This is a genomic window from Ferdinandcohnia salidurans, from assembly GCF_042680725.1.
GTDB lineage: Bacteria > Bacillota > Bacilli > Bacillales > Bacillaceae_L > Ferdinandcohnia > Ferdinandcohnia salidurans.
In genome coordinates this window covers 175,175-193,141 of the sequence record NZ_JBHUEK010000018.1, presented here as the reverse complement: position 1 = coordinate 193,141, position 17,967 = coordinate 175,175, and the positions used below count along the sequence as shown (strand labels likewise).

The following is a 17,967-nucleotide window of genomic DNA, read 5'->3' as shown; positions in this document are numbered from 1 at the left end:
TTAAGGCCATTTTTCATTCCTTACTTTCGAAAAATGGCAACCAAACATCATTGCATTTTATATATTTAACCTTTAGTGGCTGCCCAATTTTTAATTCTTGATCAGAATCAACGAATAGATGTGTCAGCATCGATGGACCTTCTTCTAATTCAACAACCCCTAATACATAAGGTGTAACTGCTGCCCACCCTGGATGACCAGGTCTATGTACAATGCTCCACGTCTTTAACGTTCCTTCCCCTGAAGCTGGTTTCCATTCTAACTGGTTACTCCAGCAATGCGGGCAATGGGAACGAGGATAAAATACCCACTCACCACAATCACAGCATTTCTGTAAAATAAATTCCATACGAGCTACTGCATCCCAGAACGGCTTAGTGATAGGAGTTATAGTCGGACCTGGGACCATTAAATTTTCAAAATTCTCTATCATGATTCCACCCCCAAGATCAGAGCAGCTGCTTCACTCAATGTAGCTCCATTTCCAGTTATCAAAGCATGTCGTGCATTTGGAATTTGTCGCAAATCAGCTTCATGTCGTAATTGATGAACAGCTTCAATAATATGTGACATTCCACCTGCAAGATCAGCCTGACCAAATCCTAATTGTCCCCCGTGCGTGTTAAGTGGCCAATCGCCATCATGACCGAATGAATGCTCCTTCATCCAGGAACCAAATCTTCCAGGTGCACATAGACCAGCATTTTCTAATGTTTGTGCAACTACACTCGTATAGCAATCATAGATAGAAAGTAAATCCATGTCTTTTACCGATAATCCTGCTTGATCCAATGCTCTTGGAATCGCATAGCTTAGTGGAGCATTTTCCAATGCAGGGGCTTGGCTGACGGCTCTATGAGTGATTTTCTCTCCCGCCCCTAGCAAATAAACTGGAGGGTGTCCTCCCTTAGAGGCATTTTTAATGGAGGTAACAACGACCGCTGCGCCACCTGCTACAGGCATAACGATTTCAAATAAATGCAAGGGATCCACAATTAGCGGAGAATTCAATACGTCCTCAACTGAGGCTGGTTTTCCGTATGTAATGGCTTTTGGGTTGAGCTGCGCATTTTTTCGTGCCCAATGAGCAATGAGTGCAAAATCTTCTTGTTTCGATCCATACTCGGCCATGTGCCGTTGCTTTAACAGCGCATAAGAAGTGTTTGCGCCAGAAGCACCAAATGGAACGTCAAATTCACGAATTGGATTACGGTTTGGTGAACGTAGGGCTTTACCCTTTTCGTTGATATTTGCAAGCACGCATACAACTGTTTCACACATTCCCGCTTCTATTGCAGCTACCGCTCTCCATATCATTCCCGCACCTGTGGCACCTCCAAGATCAACTACATTTGACATTGTCGGCTCAAGACCAAGGTATTCCGCAACAGTAGCTGGCACATGCTGCGGAGTTTCGCCTACTTGAGGGCCAATTAATAAACCATCTATCTCGGCTTTGTCAATTCCGGCATCTTGAATGGCCAGTCTTACTGACTCGGCAATTAATGCAAGAGTTGTCACACCCTCGCTATAGCGGACTGGAGTAAGCTCTCCAATCCCTATAATTGCACCTTTTGGAACTCGGCGGTTAACCATTATACGAAACTCCTTTCAGACAAGCTGCTGTATTCTTCTAGGCATGCTGGGTTGGCAAGTGAGCCCCTGTTCTTTATTGGCTGTCCAAGAACAGTTGAACGGACTGCCCCTTCAACCTTCTTGCCGTTAATTGTATAAGGAATCTCTTTGACACTGTAAATACGTCTTGGCACATGCCGCGGTGAAGCTTTTTCCCTTACTTCCTTACGAATATGGTCTACTAATGTAGGGTCAAGTTTTCCGTCTTCAGTAACGACGCATAGCGCGATTTCCTCATCATTATCAACAGGGTAACCAAAAACGATTGAGTCCTGTACCTGAGGAAGTTGTTCCACAACTCGATAGATTTCAGCAGTTCCAATCCGGACACCGCCAGGATTAAGCGTAGTATCAGCTCTTCCATAAATGACCAATGTTTGCTCTATTGTTTGTTCAGCGAAGTCACCATGTGACCATATACCCGGACGCTCAGCAAAATAGGCTTTAAAATAGCGCTCATCTCCGTCCTCTCCCCAGAATGTAATTGGCATACTAGGAAAAGCCTTTGTACACACTAACTCCCCTTTTTCATTGATGACAGATACTCCTCTTTCATCGAGGACATCTACTGCCATACCAAGTGCTTTACAGGTAATTTCCCCTCGTCTTACTGGATGTACAGGAGAACCCATCACAAAGCATCCGATGATTTCGGTACCACCTGAAATCGAAGCCAACATAATATCCTGCTTAATGTCGCTATAAATCCAGTCATATTGTTCCGCCGATAAAGGTGCTCCACAAGAAAGAACACTGCGTAAAGAAGAAAGATCATGCTTCTGCCCCACCTGATAACCTGACTTCATCAAGGTGTCTAAATACTTCGGGCTCGTTCCGAAATGCGTAAGCCCAATTTCTTCTGAAATTTCCCAAAGGATTCCTATATTCGCCTTAGGGATTGGTGACCCATCATAGAGAAGAATAGCAGCACCGCTTGCTAATCCAGAAAGCAGCCAAGGATACATCATCCATGCCGTATTTGTGTACCAAAACAAGACATCTCCAACTTTTAAATCACAATGTAACTGATGTTCCTTTAAGTGTTGAATTAATGTACCACCGACTGAATGAACAATAGCCTTTGGCAGCCCAGTAGTCCCTGAAGTATAAAGGATGTAAAGCGGATGATTGAAGGGAACTCGGGTAAATTCCAGATGAGATGATTCATTTTGACATAGCTCCTGCCAGCTCATCACTTTCGTTTCTTGATTAATCGATATATCTGCATTCTCAGATAAAGTCACGATAGCGGAAACATCGTTCAGTACCTCACATACAACTGATATGTTATCTCGAATATCATAAAACTTTCCGTTATATTGATAATCCAAAGTTGCAATTAATACCTTTGGATGAACTTGCCCAATCCGATCGATAATCCCTTTTGGACCAAAGTCAGGTGAGCAAGATGTCCAAACAGCACCTAATGAAGCGGTTGCCAATAAGGCTACGAACGCTTCAATTCTATTTGTTACAACTCCTGCAACACGATCACCAGCACTTACTCCCAAACTCTTTAACCCAGACTGGGCCCGTGCCACTCTATTACGTAGTTCTCCCATGGTGATCGTTTGAGAGACGCCGTTTTCATCTGATTCAATAACCGCGGTTTGCCGATCGTCACCACGTAAAATATTTTCTGCAAAGTTAATTCTAGAATCCGGAAACCATTGTGTTCCTAGCATGCCACCATCGCTTGGAGGAACTACGACTCTTTCTCCCTTATCTCCAATAACATTTGCAAAGTCCCATACTGCTGACCAGAATGACTCTGGTTGAGCGACTGACCAGCGATGAAAGCGTTCATAGGGTAGGAGTGGAAAACCGACCTCTTGTGAAAACTTCATCAAATTTGACTGTGAGACCCAAGAGTCACTTGGCTCCCATAGAACCTTGGATTCTAGTAAGCTGTGTTGTGTTGTCATTATCTATTCCTCCCTCGTACTAAGAGAAGCATCATTCTTAGCACACGCCCATCCCTTAGTTCATGTTTTAATAGACTCTCTTTACAATCATCCCCTACCTATAGAGGTAGGGGAATTCTTCACAAATCAAATGCGCCTTGGCGTATTTGCGCCCGATTTTTTTCGAGCTTGCTCGAAAAGCTACCTCTGAAAAATCGTGGCATCCGCCGGAGGCTTTAACTTTATTCAGTCGGGGTTTGAACCCCCACTGAATTGGTTTCACATATTGCATTCATCCCCCACTTATCGAAGTAGGGGATGAATGCTGAATAAAGTTAAATTTCACAAGCATACGTCACAATTGCACCTCTGAGACGTTGTGCCTCCTTATAGGTACATCTGTTTTGAACAACCTCAAGACCTGCTTCTTTCGCAACTTCCACTGCCCTTGGGGAGATAACCCCTTCTTGTAGCCAGAATACTTTTGGTTGAATTTGTGCTGCTTCTGCCGCAACTCCAATCGCTGCCTCAGGACTACGGAATACTTGAACGATATCTACCTTAACCGGAATAGATGTTAAATCCGGATATGCCTGTTCACCGAGTACTTCTGTTTCCCTTGGATTAACTGGGATAATTTTATAACCTAGACGCTGCATTTTCCGTGCAAGTCGGTAGCTTGGACGAGCTGGATTACCACTTAGACCAACAACGGCAATTGTTTTTGCACGCTGAACTTCTTTTCCATCGACTTCTTCACGAATAAATGTTGATTGAAGTGCCCAACGTATGACTCCCTCATCATTAACCGCTGTTTCTCCTTTTTGCTCACCCTTTGACGAAATGCCTGTCGCTTCATAAAAAGCCTGGTCCAAGTCATTCACTAAATCACGGTATGATTCAATACCAACTGATAGACGGATCAGCTCTTCACTTACTCCTGTTTTGACTAACTCTTCCGCACTTAACTGCTGATGAGTTGTTGATGCAGGGTGTATAATAAGGGACTTGGCATCTCCAACATTGGCCACATGCGACCATAACGCAATGTTATTTATTACTTTCTTACCAGTTTCCCTACCACCCTTAATGCCAAAGTTTACGATAGAACCATATCCAGAACGCAAATATTTAGTAGCTAGTTCATGTGCTGGATGCTCTTCAAGACCAGGGTATGAAACCCAATCAACTGCAGGATGGTCTTTTAAGAACTTTGCAACTTTCAGTGCATTTTCATTATGCTTTTCGATTCTTAGGTGTAATGTTTCAAGACCCTGTATCAATAGGAACGCACTATGTGGGCTTAATGAAGAACCAAAATCTCTTAAAAGCTGAACTCTCAGTTTCGTACTGAACGCTAATGTTCCAAATTCATTTGCATACTTAATTCCGTTATAACTTTGATCTGGCTCTGTAAATCCTGGAAACTTTTCACTGTTCCAATTAAAACGGCCTCCATCAACGACTAACCCACCAATTGTGGTTCCATGTCCACCTATCCACTTTGTTGCGGAGTGAACCACTATATCAGCACCATATTGGATTGGTTTACAAACATATGGTGAAGCAAATGTATTATCAATAATGAGCGGTACTCCATTTTCATGTGCAATCGCTGATACTGCTTCAATATCTAATACATGCAAGCTTGGGTTTCCAATCGTTTCAGCAAAGACGGCCTTTGTTTGCGGCGTAATCGCTTTTCTAAAATTCTCAGGATCTGTTGGATCAACGAAATGAGTCTTGATTCCATATTTCGGAAGAGTAACAGCGAAAAGATTGTAAGTTCCGCCATATAAATTCGAAGCTGCTACAATTTCGTCTCCTGCTTGCGCGACGTTCATAATAGATAGAGCAATAGCGGCCATTCCTGAAGAAGTTGCTACAGCTGCGACACCATCCTCCAACAACGCGATCCGTTTCTCAAGCACATCAACAGTCGGGTTACCGATTCGAGAATAAATATTACCTGACTCATCAAGGCTAAATAGGCTTTGAGCATGATCTGTATTATGAAATACGAAAGAACTTGTTTGATAAATCGGCACTGCACGTGAACCAGTTGTCGGATCTGGGGATTGACCACCATGTAAAAGTATCGTTTCATCATCATAAGTATCATATTGTTTTGTCATTGTTTAAACCTCCAAGTTTAATTTTCTACAAGTTTGCTAGATAAGTACTGACTTTATGTAAATAAAAAGCCCCCTCAACATAAGAAGAGGGGGCCTCAACTTATCTTTCAGATGCATATGCACCTGCAGGAATTAGCACCTTTTCAAGCTTTCACTTGAAGGTTGCTGGACTTCATCGGGCCTGTTCCCTCTGTCTCTCTGGATAAGATTTTATATTCAAATGGCGTATTAACGCGTTAATCCTTCAATCATATAAAGTATTATAGAATACTTTATTTTTTCAGTCAATAAGTATTTTTAGAAAAATATATCTATTGCTAAGATTTTTTCTATTCTTTTTTCATTAATTATTGAATAATAAATGCTACTTCTTTCACTCTAAAATAAAAACCCCTTCTGAGAAATCAGAAGGGGCTCATGAATATACGGAAATAAATTCGCATTCGTCCACCTTCTCATCTCCGGAATAAAAATACTCCTCTGAACTTGGCACCGGGCATTTAAATGCTGGTTGCCGAGGCTTCGTAGGGTCAGTCCCTCCACCTCTCTTGATAAGAAGAATTGCTTTATTTAACTTATTAGTAATATTAAACAGTTTAGATAATTTAGTCAATGTTTTTTTGATGATAAAAAATTCTTTAATTACAATACATCAATAGAGTACCCTAGAATGCAGCCCTCTAACTTAGTCTAACCGATAAACAAATGTTTTCAATTCCTATAACAAATGATAAAATGGCACTAGTTCTTAGTTCCTGCATTTGCAACTTTAACATACCTTTTGATGATAGCGATTACAAATAAATACAAGATAATTAAACGAACGGAAAAAGAAAGGCGAAGCCCATGATCAAAAAATTGAAAAAGTGGAACACATTACGCAATCAGATCTTATTTATCTTCTTATTTGTCATGATTATCGTTCTTTTGATCGTCGGTCTATTAACATTAAGACAGGTCTCCACTCTTTTAAAAAGCAATGCTGAAAAACAAATCCACCAGGTTGCGATTGAAGCAAACGGTAGAATGGAATCTTTATACGAACAAATTAATATGTCATCAAAGCTCGTCATTACGGACGAGGGCGTCCAAACAATCCTAACGAAAATTTTTGATGGTAAAGAAATCTCATTCCAGGAACGTCAACAGTTAATGGGACATGTAAACCGAATTATGGGGAATACAGATGGCATCTTTTCGTTTCAAGTCTTTTCTGGGGAACAACAACGTGTTATTCCTCTTGATGATGACTTATTAAAAAATCGGGTAGAGAAAAAATGGATTGAAAAAGCTAGACTTGCAAAAGGTGGATTGGTTTGGATTGGAGATGATCCTCAGGATAAAAACAATTTCCTAGCCATCCGGAGGATTAGTCTAATCGAGCGCAGATATGTAAATGGCGGTTACCTTTTAATAAGCATAAACCGTGACCATTTTCAGTTTCCGACATCAAACAACCAATACTCCATTCTTTTGGACGAAAACGATGAGCCTATTGTTCAAAATTACGATGGAGATATCTCAGAAATCCTTTCAACTCCTAAGGGTACAGTTAAGCTCGAAAAAGGGGACTATATCGTAACAAAGAAAACTTCCAATCTTACAGGCTGGACCGTCCTTATTTTAACGCCCATTAGTGAACTTACAAAGGGGCTAGCTGGAATACGGACAGGCATCATTTTATCGGGTGTAGCTGGTGGTATCATTTTTATGATTTTTTCCTTATTTCTATCAACTGTTATCACAAGACCGATTGTTCATTTAACAAAAACAATGCAGCGCGCTGGCCAAGGTGCCCTAACCTTGAATCCAGATGTTTCATCTGTTAATGAAATCAATGAGCTAAACAGTACGTACAATCAATTAGTGAAGGAAACGAATCACCTAATCCGAATGGTCTATCAAAAGGAAATTTTACGAAGCAGAAGCGAATTAAAAGCTCTACAAGCACAAATCAATCCGCATTTTCTCTTCAATACCTTGGATGCACTTCATTGGTCACTTGAAGAAAAAAATGAAGATGAACTGTCTGAAGTCGTCATTGCAATGTCTGATTTGTTTCGATACACCATTACAAAAGAAACAGATGATGATTGGGTATTTTTAAAGGAAGAACTCAAACATATCGGTGACTACATGGAAATTATGAAAATGCGTTTTGGTGATCGATTGAAATGGAAGGTCTCTGTTCCACAGCAATTTGAACACACTCGAATACCAAAACTCATCATTCAACCACTTGTTGAAAATGCAATCTTACACGGGGCTGGAAATAAGGTCGGTGATAGTCTTGTTACTGTATCCATTGAATCAGTTAAAACGGATAGAATTCGAATATCCGTTCAGGATGACGGTCCAGGAATGGATCAAGATCGAATCAATCAAATAACAGAATCTATGAAAACTGGCGGTGTCGCTTCTACAAGAGGAAAGGGCATTGCCATTTCAAATGTATATAAACGATTAAAACTCTATTACAACGAGAATTTGCATCCCGAACTTTTAATAGAAAGTGAGCCAGATAAAGGAACACGAATTTCATTTGAAATTCCAATAAATGGGGGAAATTAGAATGTTTATCAAAAATATCGTGATTGTTGATGATGAACCAAGAACTAGGCAGGGCTTGCAAAGGACGTTGGAAAGTTGGAATAATGGTGAATTTCATATCCTCACTGCGCAAAGTGGTGAGGAAGTGTTACAAATTGCAGAAGAGCAAAAGATTCATATATTGCTTTCCGATATACGTATGCCAGAGATGACAGGACTTCAGCTATTAAAAACGATTAAAGAAAAGGGAATGTCTCCTGTCGTTATTGTTATATCCGCTTACTCGGAGTTTGAGTATGCCCAAGAGGCGCTTCGTCTTGGAGTCGTGAACTATCTTTTAAAGCCAATAAGCAAAACTAAATTAATTGAGGCGGTTGAAGAAGCGCTTCAGATTTTGGAAAATCAGTTCAGAGTAGGAATGATCGAAAAAGTTGTCGATAAAAAAATCATCGAAGCCTCAACGAAAATTGATACAACAACAGATACAATTCGCGAGGCCATTACCTACATTGATCGTCACATCAAGGATGATATTAACCAAAAAGACGTTGCAGCTCATGTCCATTTAAACCCTAGTTACTTTAGCGTGTTATTTAAAGAAGAAGTAAAATTGAATTTTAGTGAATATGTAACAAGACGCAGAATTCAACGCGCAAAAGAACTTCTCCTTTCCACCAATCACACCATCAATGAAATTACTGAAGAAGTTGGCTATAAAACTGCTAAGTATTTTATTAAGATTTTTAAAGAGTATGAAGGTATGACACCAACCACATACCGAAAAACAAGGAATGAAAGGGCTTTCTAAAAATAGTAGTATTTTTCCCAATCATCGTTCCCTTTTTTGATAATTCCCGTGATGGTAGACTTTAAGAGTAAGGCAAAGAGGGTAAGACAAATTAAGGGGGTTTTTGATCAATGAAAAAGAAAGCGTTTGCTACTGTGATGTCGATGGCATTAGCTGGTGGATTAATCTTAGGAGGATGTTCTTCATCAGATGATACTGCTAAAGATTCCAGTGGATCTAGTAGTGATAAAACCGTTGTGAAAATGATGCACTTATGGCCTGAAGGTAGCTCCAATGCGCAGTTTACAATAGTAGATGATATTATCAAAGCTTATGAGGAAGAGAACCCAGATGTAGACATTCAAACTGAAATTTTAGGTAACGAGCAATACAAAGAGAAAGTAAAAGTATTATCTGCTTCAAATGAACTTCCTGACGTAGGTATTACGTGGGCTGCTGGTTATATGAAGCCTTTTGTTGATGGAAACATGTTCGCTCCACTCGATGATATCGTTGAAAAAGATAAGTTCGTAGCTGGCACATTGGATGCCTTCTCAGTTGAAGAAAAAACATATGCTTTACCTTTAGAATTAAACATTACTCCAGTTTACTACAATAAGGAAATCTTTGAAAAATATAATTTAGAAGCTCCAAAGACATATGATGAGTTCTTAAACGTTGTTGAAACACTTGTTGATAACGGCGTTACTCCTATCACTTTAGGTAACAAAGACCGTTGGACTGGCTCTATGTGGTACATGTACCTTGCAGATAGAATCGGAGGGCCTGAAAGCTTAAACAATGCAATCAATCGTACAGGTAGCTTTGAAGATCCAGCACTTGTAAAAGCGGCTGAGGAAATCGAAAACCTTGTAAATATGGATGCCTTTGTTAAAGGATTTAATGGTCTTTCAAATGATGAAGCAAAAGGATATTTCATGAATGAACAAGCAGCTATGTACTTAATGGCAACTTGGGAATTACCAAACTATACAACAACACCTGATGTCGATCAAGAATTCAAAGATAAAGTTGGATACTTTAAGTTCCCGACCTATGAAGGTGGCAAAGGTGACATTGATAGCTACGTAGGTGGTCCTGGTGTTGGTTTATTCGTTTCTGAACAATCAAAAGTAAAAGATGAAGCAAAAGAATTTGTTTCTTACCTTGTTGATGAGTGGGGTAAGCGCTCAGTTGTTGATGCTGGTGTAATCCCTGCAACAGTTGTTGATACATCTAATGGCGACCTTCACCCAATGTACATTGACATTCTTAACGATTTAGGAAAAGCTTCAAACTTAACACTTTATGCTGATGTTCAAATGTCCGCTGGTGTGGCTGATGTTCACTTAAATCAAATTCAAGCATTATTTGGCGGTCAAACAACTCCAGAAGAATTTGCAAAAACACAAGAGGAAGCTCTTGCTGCCGAAAAATAATTGTGGCTTAAAAGAGAGGGCATATTGCTTGTAATATGCCCTCTTCTTTATCCCGCATTAACGGGCAGTATGAACCTCATTCGAAGCTTTAGTAGAGAACCAAGACGGTTCGGTGAGGATAACTGCCCGTAAAAGCCCGATTGGTTCAACTAACAATTAGCGGGGGATGAAGAAAACCCCCGCTAATTGAAGTTTCACTTTATAGAAAGAAAGGGGCAAAACCATTATGAAAACTGTGATGTCGAATAAGTTCGTTATCGCCCTTTATACACTCCCGGCTTTACTTCTCATTCTAGTCCTTATTTATATTCCAATTGCTTTATCAGGTTACTACGGTCTCATGGATTGGGACGGAATTGGGGAAATGACATTTATCGGATTAGATAACTACATTACTTTAATTCAGGATAAATTATTCTGGTCGAGTACCTGGCACTCATTTTTACTAGCAATCTTTTCAACAGCCAGCTTACTTTTATATTTAGCTATTTCACTTGTTTTAGCTAGCAAAATCAAAGGTTCTGACCTTTTACGAAAAGTTTATTTAATACCCATGCTATTATCTTCTGTTGCGATTGCCCAACTATGGATGAAAATTTTTGACCCAACAAACGGTATGGCAAACAAATTGCTTGAGTTCTTCGGCGTTGAAAACACACCCATCTGGTTAGCAGATCCTAAGGTAGCACTGTATGCAATCTTCATCCCAATCATTTGGCAGTACGCAGGATTTTACATCTTGATCTATTATGCAGCTTTGAAAAATGTTCCTGACGAAGTCATCGAAGCAGCAAAAATCGATGGGGCTAGCCCATTTCAAATTGCCTATAAAATCAAACTTCCACTCATCTCTGGCGTTTTCAAGGTAACAATCATGCTAGCAGTTGTGGGTTCATTGAAATATTTCGATCTAATCTATGTTATGACCGGAGGAGGACCAAACGGAGCAAGTGAAGTTATGGCCTCATATATGTACAAAGAAGCATTCAAACTAAACAACTTTGGATACGGTAGTGCCATTGGCTTTGGCCTATTAGTGATCTGTCTTGTCATGACATGGGTAACATCACAATTAACGAAATCTAAAGACGATGTTCAATTTTAAGGGGGAGTGAATCAAAATGAGTGAGGTTCGTACACAACAAGTAACACCAAACCTTTCCACACAAAAGCCAAGGAAATCCTTCTTGAACAAAATTGTATTTGGATTTCTATATCTCTTACTAGGTACTTTTGCTATTATTCAAATCTATCCATTGGTTTGGTTGGTGTTCTTTTCCCTAAAAACCAATAAAGAAGTTTTCGGCATGTCTCCCTTCTCTTTACCACAAAGCCCTCAATGGGAAAACTATACGAAAGCTTGGACTTCCGGAAATATCGGTGTCTACTTCTTTAATAGTGTTTGGATTACTGTGCTATCAGTTGTCCTAACAATCATTCTTGCTAGCTTTGTAACATTTGCAGTAACACGAATGCACTGGAAACTAAGCGGCCCTGTTCTTGGATTATTCTTAGTCGCCTATATGATTCCGTTACATTCTACTATAATTCCACTGTTTAAAATGTACAACAGTGCGAACTTAATTGACAATCCAATATCAATCGTATTATCCTATACGGCATTTAACTTGCCATTGACTATCATGATTTTACTAGGGTTTTATAAAACATTCCCTCGCGAAATTGAAGAAGCTGCGGTTATGGACGGATGCTCAGTACATCGAATCTTCTTCCAAATTACGCTGCCAATGACGGTTCCTGTATTATCAACAACCGCCATTATCAACATGATCTACAACTGGAATGAATTTGTGTTTGTAAATACTTTTATCAGTTCTGATAAGTGGAAGACACTAACAGTGGGAATCAACAACTTCGTTGGTCAGTATTTAACAGACTGGGGCGCAATCGGTGCAACACTCGTTATCAGTATCGTGCCGATTCTACTAGCATTCTTGTTCTTAAGTGATAAGATCGTTGAAGGCATGGCAGCTGGGTCTGTGAAAGGGTAAGGTTATGAGTAAGGACAAGGATTGGGCTTGCGGCCTTCGTAAGGGATATGCCGCAAGCCTGCCTGAAATATGGATGCAAATAGGCTTGGAGATTCAAATAATAAAAGACAGATAGGAAAGGTTGTACCAGAATCCTCCTATCTGTCTTTTTGTTATTGGGGGACTTTGCGTTTGGAGTTAATACGGTAGGAATTAGGCGGATGAAGGAGTTTACGCTATTGAGCAATCTTAATTGGGCGTTCATGGGCTCTATGAAGAACTCTTTCTTAGGTAACTCCATGCGTTCAGGCTTTCATGGGCTCTATGAAGACGTTTTTGCTATCATTCTAGTTACGGTGGGTCCTTCATAACCTTGATGAAGGACTTTAGCTTAGACAACCTCATTCGTTTGGGACTTCATGACCCTTATGAAGTCCTTTTTCTATCAATCTATTCACTTTCGGTCCTTCATAACCTTTATGAAGGACTTTAGCTTAGACAACCTCATTCGTTGGGGACTTCATGACCCTTATGAAGACCTTTTTTCTATTAATCTACTCTCATTTGGTCCTTCATAGACGCCATGAAAGGGATTCAGCATCGGCTTCTTGCCTCTTTTCCTCTTCATCGAAACTATGAAGAGGATTCAACATCAATCTACCGCTTCTTTTCCCCTTCATAGACACCATGAAGAGGATTCAACATCAATCCAACGCCTCTTTTCCTCTTCATCGAAACTATGATGAGGATTCAACATCAATCTACCGCTTCTTTTCCCCTTCATAGACGCCATGAAAGGGATTCAGCATCTGGCCAACACTGCTTTTCCCCTTCATCGACACTATGAAGAGGATTCAGTAATCTTCAACTACTTTCTTACCCACAATAAGACTTCTTCCATCATCCTAACTGTTCCTTCTTCCGTTCCGTCTTTTGAAAAGTACGGTAGCATGCGGCCATGATGATTGCTGCGGATAGGCTTCCCCCGAAGAAAAAGCCCAATCCAGGGATATATTTTACGACAAAGAACACCATTACCAAACTAATAACCATCACAACGTTTTCAAGTGGATTAATTAGCATTAACAAAAATGAGTTTTTAATCATATGGACAATCTTAAGTTCATAGTGGACAAACACTGGGAATATGTACAACAACGTCATTACTGCGGCAAAAATAAACAAATAAATTGGGATTTGAATGGCACGAACAAAACTTCCACTTAAATTCCTTATAAAAAACAAGTCCAGTACAATCAAGACTCCAACTACTACGAGGATCAACCCTAGACCGTTACTTTTTATAAACTCAGCTTTATAGGTACTCCAAAATGTACCAAAGACTGGAATATCAGTATCTCCCAATAACCATTTGCGAACTACCGCGAACATGGCCACCGTTGCTGGAAAGAATCCCAAAACAACCAGACCCACTAACGAGAAACCAATCCAAAGTACATTTAGATACGCGAATTTTGAAATCCACAATGTAGCCGCATAGGCTCGGTTTGCTGTTTTACTCATCAAATCCCTCCGACGTCGACAAACACAAAATTATTTCAATAAAATTTTATCACAATCTACTCTTAAAATCCTTTAATAGCTCACTAACAGTAACAAATCGATAGCCTTGTTTTTTCAATTCCTGAACCAGCAACCGAATTGCTTCAACAGTTTGAAATCGATCACTTTATCGTTCAACCTCTCTCTAAAAAAAGAACGAGGCTAAGCTCGTCCTTTTAATATGCGCCTCTGATGAACTCTTTTACATGTTCATGATAATAACGCTGAATCTTTTCTATTTCTTCTTTTGTAAATGGCTTTTCTTCAAGCGCTGACAGGTTATTTTGAACTTGTTTTACATTTTTAAAGCCAGGAATTATACTTGTTATTTCTCTTTGGTCTAATATCCAACGTAGCGCTGCACTTGCCATCGAGTTACGTCCAGTTGCAATCCACTTTAACTGGTCCGCAAGTTCAACACCCTTTTTAAAACCAAGACCGGCAAATGTTTCCCCAACATTAAATGCTTCCCCATTTTCATTAAAACGCCGGTGGTCATCCTCTTCAAAGACATGATCAGCGGTAAATTTACCAGTGAGCAGCCCGCTAGCAAGTGGCAATCTTACAAGTAGTCCGACTCCTTTTTTGTAGGCCTCCGGAATTAACTCTTCCAATGGCTTTTGACGGAACATATTAAAAATAATTTGCAGGCTCTTCACATTTGGATTCTCCAAACAAATAAGCCCTTCCTCAACTGTTTCTACACTTACTCCATAGTGACGAATTTTCCCTTCACGTTGCAAGCGGTCGAGTACTTCAAAAACACTTCCATCTCGTAAAATATCTGTAGCCGGGCAATGAATTTGATACAGATCAATCGCCTCTCGATTTAAACGTCGAAGGCTGTCTTCACAATATTTACTTACTTGTTCATAACTGTAATTTTGGGGATCAAAGATGTCACCTTGACGGCAGAACTTAGTAGCAATATGAATCTTATCTTCCTTGCCTTTCGTTGCCTTGGCCAACAGCACTTCACTGTGCCCGTCACCATACACATCGGCTGTATCAAAAAAGTTTACACCTTGATCCATTGCAAATTCCAAAGACTTAAGTGCTTCAGTATCACTCGTTTTCCCCCAAGCTCCGCCGATCGCCCAAGTACCAAAGCTAACTTCACTAATTTTTATTCCAGTGTTACCTAATTCACGGTAATTCATTTTTACATCCCCTTTCATTATTGTTTATCCTTTAATATCATCTTATTGACCATTATTTGATGGTTAAAACATGCCCTATTCGTATCAGAGATCACTTATTAAAACTCTCTTTTCCCGCTACTCCGAACTTATATTTAGTGACCGAAGAATAAGACTGACCTTTTTCGAGAGTAATGGATGGAAAGTGAGAATGATGAATGGCATCAGGAAATGCCTGTGTCTCTAAGCATATCCCTAAGTATTGTCTGGAAGGAACACCTCGGAAATTCCCTTCAGATTGCAGGGAATTGCCTGAGTAAACAACAACAGCAGGTTCATCTGTTTCTATCGTTAAAATTCGGCCACTTTCTGGATCCTTTAATAGAACTTCGTTTTCATGGTTATTATCGAGAATGAACGGATCGTCATAGCCATTTCCTACAAGAACGTTTTGCGGATGCTGAGAATTTGTCCCCGATTTAATAACGTTTTCATTTCTAAAATCAAATGGTGTATTTTCGACATTTAAATAGTGACCTGTTGGAATAAATTCATGATCCAGTTCAAGAAATTGATTGCTTTTTATGGTTAAGGTATGGTCTAATACATCCCTTTTCAAATCCCCGCTTAGGTTAAAATAAGAATGGTTGGTAAGAGTTAATAGCGTTTTTTGATCGGATTGAGCGCCATAATGAATCGTCAGCTCGTTTTCGTTGTTTAGCGTATATATCACTTCTACGGTTACATTTCCTGGATACCCTTCTTCACCATCTGGGCTTACATACGAAAAACGAACTCCGTCTTCAAGAGTTTCCGCATTCCATACAACCTTGTTAAACCCGTTTATGCCTCCATGAAGATGATTGGAATTGTCATTTTTCGCTAGATTATATGTATTTCCATCAAGTTCGAAAGAGCCATCTTTTATTCGACCTGCCACACGTCCACAGATAGCACCCAAAAATGAGGAATCCTGTATATAATCGTTGAGTGTGTCATGGCCGAGAACGATATTTTCAAGAACTCCATTTTTGTCCGGAACGTTGATTTTCGTGATTATACCGCCATAATTTATGGCCGAAACTTCTATGCCGTGATCATTAAGCAGTGTAAATGAAAAGATAGGTTGGTTATCAATTTGACCAAAACTTTCTTTTTTAACTTTCATTTTCAACTTCCTTCCTACTACTAGAAAAGTTATGGTTGGTCCTGTCGATTTCCAGTTTTTAGATTGGTAGTCAATACACTTCAATAGGTTTCATTTAATTGGGAAGTGGGACAAGGGACCTGTCCCACTGTCCCATTATTTTCTAAAGGCTCTTAGTTGTTCGTTGAGTGCTTTTGTTTGGGTATAAACTTGTTGATAGATGGCAAATAGTTTTTGATACGCTTCCACATTTTCTGGAATTGGTTCATACGTTTTTGAAGTTTGCAGGAATGTATCTGCACATTCTTTTAATGATTCAAACCATCCACTGCCATATGCAGCAAGCATGGCTGCTCCCATTCCAGGACCTTGTTCAGATGTTAATTTCTCTATTTTCGCGTTAAAAATGTCCGCCTGCATTTGTAGCCAAGTTTCGTTTTTCGCACCGCCGCCAATTGAAATAATTGTATCTATCGTTTTGCCACTATTTCTGAAAATCTCAATCGACTCGTTTAAAGAAAATGTAATTCCTTCAAGGACTGCACGAGCAAAATGCTTTCGTTCATGGGCTGTATCAATGCCAATGAAACTACCGCGGATATTTGAATCAGCATGTGGTGTTCTTTCGCCCACAATATACGGCGTAAATAGTAGACCGTTGCTGCCTGCAGGCACTTGATCGACACCCTCTAAAAATTGATCAAAAGCCTCTTCTTTTGCAAACGTATCCTTGAACCAACTTAGGCTGTAACCTGCCGCAAGAGTGACACCCATTGTATAATACGTGTTTTCTTCACCATGATTAAAATAGTGAACCTTACCTTCAAAATCAAGGTCATTTCGTTCTTCATAAGACAACACCACACCTGAAGTTCCGATACTACAGAGAGTTTTGCCTTCTGATAAAATTCCTGAACCAATGGCACCACAAGCATTATCCGCACCGCCAGCAAACACCTTAGTGGCCTTAGATAGACCTGTTACTTCAGCAAATTCAGGGATTACCGTGCCAACAAAGTCGTGTGACTCCACTAAAGGTGGACAAAATTCTGGCACAAGTCCAAATGCCTCTAATACTTCCTGACTCCATTCACGTTTTGCCACATCTAACATCAATGTCCCGGCCGCATCTGAGTACTCCATGTGAATGGCACCTGTAATATGATAACGTAAATAATCCTTTGGAAGCATGAACAGATTAGAGCGTTCGAATATTTGCGGCTCATTTTCTTTAACCCATAGAATTTTCGGCAAAGTAAAACCTTCTAATGCAGGGTTCTTTGTTACTTCCAATAGTTTTTCCTTACCAAAAGTCTCATAGATTTTCTCACATTGCTTTGTCGTTCTTGTATCATTCCATAAAATTGCGTTTCTCAACACCTGATTTTCTTTATCTAGTAAAACGAGTCCATGCATTTGTCCAGAGAAACTAATTCCTTCAATATCATTTACGTCTCCATCGAACCCAGCAACAAGTTCTTTTAGACCTGCAGTTGTCTTTTCAACCCATTCTTCCGGATTTTGTTCACTATAACCTGATTTTTCAATAATAAGAGGATATGATTTCGATACCTCACCAGCCACTTCACCGTTTTGATTTACTAGTAAAATTTTCACAGCGCTTGTTCCGAGGTCCACACCGATTACATATTTCATCCGTATCATCCTTTTCTACAA

14 protein-coding genes and 2 riboswitches are annotated in these 17,967 nt (G+C 39.8%); of the genes, 6 read left to right on the top strand and 8 right to left on the bottom strand.

What is annotated here, in order from left to right; translation table 11 throughout:
* Positions 1-13: 13 nt before the first annotated feature.
* The 4 genes from ACFSFW_RS12045 to ACFSFW_RS12030 form a co-directional block, all read right to left on the bottom strand.
* Positions 14-433: a Zn-ribbon domain-containing OB-fold protein gene (locus ACFSFW_RS12045; RefSeq protein ID WP_388038538.1), complete on the bottom strand. Its 420-nt coding sequence runs from the start codon at positions 431-433 to the stop codon at positions 14-16.
* Positions 430-1,596 carry a thiolase family protein gene (locus ACFSFW_RS12040; protein WP_388038535.1) on the bottom strand — a complete coding sequence of 389 codons (1,167 nt, stop codon included), beginning with the start codon at positions 1,594-1,596 and terminating at the stop codon, positions 430-432. The genes ACFSFW_RS12045 and ACFSFW_RS12040 overlap by 4 nt, the downstream gene beginning before the upstream one ends.
* On the bottom strand, positions 1,596-3,560 hold the full coding sequence (locus tag ACFSFW_RS12035) for an acetoacetate--CoA ligase (RefSeq protein ID WP_388038532.1): 1,965 nt from the start codon (positions 3,558-3,560) through the stop codon (positions 1,596-1,598). The genes ACFSFW_RS12040 and ACFSFW_RS12035 overlap by 1 nt, the downstream gene beginning before the upstream one ends.
* A 314-nt stretch (positions 3,561-3,874) precedes the next feature.
* A complete protein-coding gene (locus ACFSFW_RS12030; RefSeq protein WP_388038530.1) occupies positions 3,875-5,674 on the bottom strand; it encodes a PLP-dependent aspartate aminotransferase family protein in 1,800 nt (599 codons plus the stop codon).
* A gap of 97 nt (positions 5,675-5,771) precedes the next feature.
* Positions 5,772-5,883: riboswitch (SAM riboswitch) on the bottom strand.
* 243 nt (positions 5,884-6,126) lie between these two features.
* A riboswitch (SAM riboswitch) is annotated at positions 6,127-6,232 on the bottom strand.
* Positions 6,233-6,520: 288 nt separating this feature from the next.
* Here ACFSFW_RS12030 and ACFSFW_RS12025 point away from each other — a divergent pair.
* The 6 genes from ACFSFW_RS12025 (at position 6,521) to ACFSFW_RS12000 (ending at position 12,812) form a co-directional block, all read left to right on the top strand.
* Positions 6,521-8,245 (top strand): sensor histidine kinase, encoded by a 1,725-nt coding sequence (locus ACFSFW_RS12025; protein WP_388038527.1) that lies wholly within the window; start codon positions 6,521-6,523, stop codon positions 8,243-8,245.
* 1 nt (position 8,246) lies between these two features.
* Positions 8,247-9,032, top strand: coding sequence for a response regulator transcription factor (locus ACFSFW_RS12020; protein WP_388038524.1), 786 nt, complete (start codon positions 8,247-8,249; stop codon positions 9,030-9,032).
* 110 nt (positions 9,033-9,142) lie between these two features.
* Positions 9,143-10,450 carry an extracellular solute-binding protein gene (locus tag ACFSFW_RS12015; protein ID WP_304220357.1) on the top strand — a complete coding sequence of 436 codons (1,308 nt, stop codon included), beginning with the start codon at positions 9,143-9,145 and terminating at the stop codon, positions 10,448-10,450.
* 226 nt (positions 10,451-10,676) lie between these two features.
* The gene (locus tag ACFSFW_RS12010; RefSeq protein ID WP_388038521.1) at positions 10,677-11,555 is read left to right on the top strand and encodes a carbohydrate ABC transporter permease; all 879 of its coding nucleotides are present in this window, start codon (positions 10,677-10,679) and stop codon (positions 11,553-11,555) included.
* 16 nt (positions 11,556-11,571) lie between these two features.
* Complete coding sequence (locus ACFSFW_RS12005; RefSeq protein ID WP_388038518.1) at positions 11,572-12,462, top strand: carbohydrate ABC transporter permease; 891 nt, start codon at positions 11,572-11,574, stop codon at positions 12,460-12,462.
* 218 nt (positions 12,463-12,680) lie between these two features.
* Positions 12,681-12,812, top strand: coding sequence for a hypothetical protein (locus ACFSFW_RS12000; RefSeq protein WP_388038515.1), 132 nt, complete (start codon positions 12,681-12,683; stop codon positions 12,810-12,812).
* Between the two features lie 529 nt (positions 12,813-13,341).
* On the opposite strand, the gene ACFSFW_RS11995 is transcribed toward ACFSFW_RS12000, so the two are convergent.
* The 4 genes from ACFSFW_RS11995 to xylB form a co-directional block, all read right to left on the bottom strand.
* The gene (locus ACFSFW_RS11995) at positions 13,342-13,965 is read right to left on the bottom strand and encodes a YesL family protein (RefSeq protein ID WP_388038512.1); all 624 of its coding nucleotides are present in this window, start codon (positions 13,963-13,965) and stop codon (positions 13,342-13,344) included.
* A gap of 215 nt (positions 13,966-14,180) precedes the next feature.
* Positions 14,181-15,164 (bottom strand): aldo/keto reductase, encoded by a 984-nt coding sequence (locus tag ACFSFW_RS11990; protein ID WP_388038511.1) that lies wholly within the window; start codon positions 15,162-15,164, stop codon positions 14,181-14,183.
* Positions 15,165-15,255: 91 nt separating this feature from the next.
* Positions 15,256-16,311 (bottom strand): aldose epimerase family protein, encoded by a 1,056-nt coding sequence (locus tag ACFSFW_RS11985; protein ID WP_388038509.1) that lies wholly within the window; start codon positions 16,309-16,311, stop codon positions 15,256-15,258.
* A gap of 135 nt (positions 16,312-16,446) precedes the next feature.
* On the bottom strand, positions 16,447-17,946 hold the full coding sequence (gene xylB, locus ACFSFW_RS11980; RefSeq protein ID WP_388038506.1) for a xylulokinase: 1,500 nt from the start codon (positions 17,944-17,946) through the stop codon (positions 16,447-16,449).
* Positions 17,947-17,967 lie beyond the last annotated feature (21 nt).